2 protein-coding genes are annotated in these 2,794 nt (G+C 72.4%); both read right to left on the reverse strand.

The window, feature by feature from the left end; all coding sequences use genetic code 11:
- Positions 1-112: 112 nt before the first annotated feature.
- On the reverse strand, positions 113-1,093 hold the full coding sequence (locus tag FFS10_RS22765; RefSeq protein ID WP_137896878.1) for a Bug family tripartite tricarboxylate transporter substrate binding protein: 981 nt from the start codon (positions 1,091-1,093) through the stop codon (positions 113-115).
- A gap of 35 nt (positions 1,094-1,128) precedes the next feature.
- Positions 1,129-2,794 (reverse strand): acyl-CoA dehydrogenase family protein (locus tag FFS10_RS22770; RefSeq protein ID WP_137896879.1); only part of this gene is annotated, 1,666 nt, incomplete at its 5' end.

Raw genomic sequence — 2,794 nt, forward strand, 5'->3', positions numbered from 1 at the left:
ACCCAAACCAGCGTCTGATCGTCACGACCCAAGGCAGGAGCCGTATGCGGTAGTTCCGCACGTACGGATCTGTGGAGGGGGTGTTGGGTGACTGGCATTCCTACTCCGACTCTCAATCGACGCGGGCGCCCGAGACGCGGATCACCTCGCGCCACTTGGCGGCCTCGCTGCGCATGGTCACGGCCAGTTGGGCCGGCGTGGTCTGCGGCGGTGGTTCCAGGCCCTGGTCGGCCAGGCGCTGGCGCACCTCGGGTTGCTGCAGCACCTGGGCGAAGGCGGCGTTGAGCCGGGTCACCACCTCCTGCGGCGTGCCCGAGGGCGCGACGATGCCGAAGAACACGCTGGCGTCGAAGTCCTTGAGGCCCTGCTCCATCAGCGTGGGCACGCCGGGCAGGGCGCGCGAGCGGCTGGCCGAGGTCACGCCGAGCACGCGCAGCTTGCCGGCCTGGATATGGGGCAGGGCGGTGAGCACGTCGGTGAAGGACATGGCGACCTGGCCGCCCAGCAGGTCGTTGAGCGCGGGACCCGTGCCCTTGTAGGGGATGTGCTGGATGTCGGTGCCGGCGCGCAGGTTGAACAGCACGCCCGCCAGGTGCGAGGAGGCGCCGCTGCCCGAGGAGGCGAAGCTCAGCTTGCCGGGGTGGGCGCGCGCATGGGCGATCAGCTCCTTGAGGTTCCTGGCCGGCACGCCGGGGTGCACCACCAGCACGTTGGGCAGGTGGCCGATCTGGATCACGGGCGAGAAATGCTTGACCGGGTCGTAGCCGAGCCTGGGGTAGAGGCTGGGGTTGATCGCGAGCGGCGCCGAGGTGCCGAACAGCAGGGTGTGGCCGTCGGCCTCGGCGCGTGCGACGAATTCGGCGCCTATGTTGGCGCCCGCGCCGGCCTTGTTCTCGACGATCATGGTCTGGCCCAGCAGCGGCCGCATCGCGGTGGCGAGGATGCGCGCCATCGCGTCGGTGGGGCCGCCGGGCGCGTAGGGCACGACCAGCGAGACGGTCTTTTGCGGGTAGGGGGCGGGCTGGGCCCATGCCGGGCCCGTGGCCGCAAAGGCCGCGGCCAGGGCGACGATCAGGCAGGTTCTGCGTTGCATGGTGTCTGTCTCCGTTCTGTTGTGGTGTGGGGGGTTCAGGCGCCCAGCAGCAGCTGCTCGGCCTCGGGGTCCGCGGTCTCGGGCGCCAGCGGGTCGGTGGGCAGCAGGCGATGGCGCAGCACCAGGCGCGCGAGCGCCAGGCGCTCGGGGCCGGCGATGCGCGCGGCCTCCCAGGCCATGGCGATGGCCGTGCTCGCGTGGTAGAGGGCCGAGGCCGCGCGGCGCGCCAGCGCCTCGCCGCCCTCGGCCGCCGCGGTCTCGGCCAGCGCCGCGGCGCGGTCCAGGGCCTGCTGCAGCTGGGCGCGCAGGGCCGCGTCGGCCGCGCTCTGCGCGAGCAGGCCCTCGAGGTGGGCGCGCAGCGCGGGCAGCGACTGCTCGCGCCGGATCGCGCGCAGCACGTCCAGCGCGACGATGTTGCTCGTGCCCTCCCAGATCGAGCCCAGGTGGGCGTCGCGCACCAGGCGTGGGTCGGCCCATTCCTCGATGTAGCCGCAGCCGCCGCGCACCTCCATCGCGTCGCCGGTCAGCTTGCGCGCGTCGCGGCAGGCACGGAACTTGATCAGCGGCGTGAGGATGCGCGCCAGGCGGTAGGCTTCGGTCTCGCCGGCGTCGGCGCGGCGCAGCGCTTCGGCGGTCTGGAACACCATGGTGCGCGCCTGCTCGGCCGGCACCAGCAGCTTGAGCAGCTGGCGGCGCATCAGCGGCAGCTCGACCAGCCGGCGGCCGAAGGCCTGGCGGTGCTGGGCGATGTGCAGGGCCTCGGCCACCGCGCGGCGCATCAGGCCGGCCGCACGCACGCCGTTGGACAGGCGCGAGTTGTTGACCATGTCGGCCATCTGCACGAAGCCGCGGCCGAGCTCGCCGACCAGCCAGGCGCGCGCGCCCTCGAGGCGGATCTCGCCACTGGCCATGGAGCGCGTGCCCAGCTTGTCCTTGAGGCGGATGATGCGATAGCGGTTGGGACTGCCGTCCTCCAGGGTGCGCGGCAGCAGGAACAGCGACACCCCCTTGAGGCCGGGCTCGCCGCCCTCCACGCGCGCCAGCACCATGGCCAGGGCCGCGTCGGGATTCGAGCAGAACCACTTGTCGCCGCTCAGCAGCCAGGCGCCGGGGTGCTCGGGGTCGGGGCTGGCCAGGGTCTCGGTGGCCGCGATGTCCGAGCCCGCGCCCTGCTCGGTCATGAACATGGCGCCCTGGGCCAGGCTGTCCAGGTCCAGGCTGGTCAGCGCGGGCAGGTAGCGCTGCACCAGCTCGGGCGCGCCGAATTTTTTCAGCGTGCGCGTCAGCGAGTCGGTCATGGAAACCGGGCAGCACAGGCCGAACTCGGCCTGCACGAACAGATAAGTCAGCGCGTACTTCACCAGACCCGGCAGCTGGCCTTGCCAGCCCAGGACGTCCTGGCGGTGCGAGATCGTGGCCAGTGCGTATTCGCCGAAGGCCAGGCGCTCCATCTCCACATAGGCCGGGTGCTTGAGCACCTTCTGCTCGTCGCGCCCGGTGCGCGAGCGCTGCTGCAGCTCGGGCGGGTTGCGGTCGGCGATGCCCGCGAGCTCGTCGAGCCGCCCGCCGGCCAGGGCGCCGAGCTCGACCAGGCGCGGCCGCAGGTGGGCCAGCAGCTCGGGCGGCAGGTAGACCGAAAGCAGGGCCTCGAGCTGCGGGTCCGTCGTATAGAGGTTGCCGCCGTGGCGGTCGGGCACGGGG

It is taken from the genome of Ramlibacter sp. 2FC, from assembly GCF_005503345.1.
In the GTDB taxonomy this organism is placed as follows: domain Bacteria; phylum Pseudomonadota; class Gammaproteobacteria; order Burkholderiales; family Burkholderiaceae_C; genus SCMQ01.

Coding starts and splice junctions, on each gene's coding strand:
- FFS10_RS22765 (WP_137896878.1), bottom strand. CDS start 1,093: ATGCAACGCAGAACCTGCCTGATCGTCGCCCTGGCCGCGGCCTTTGCG.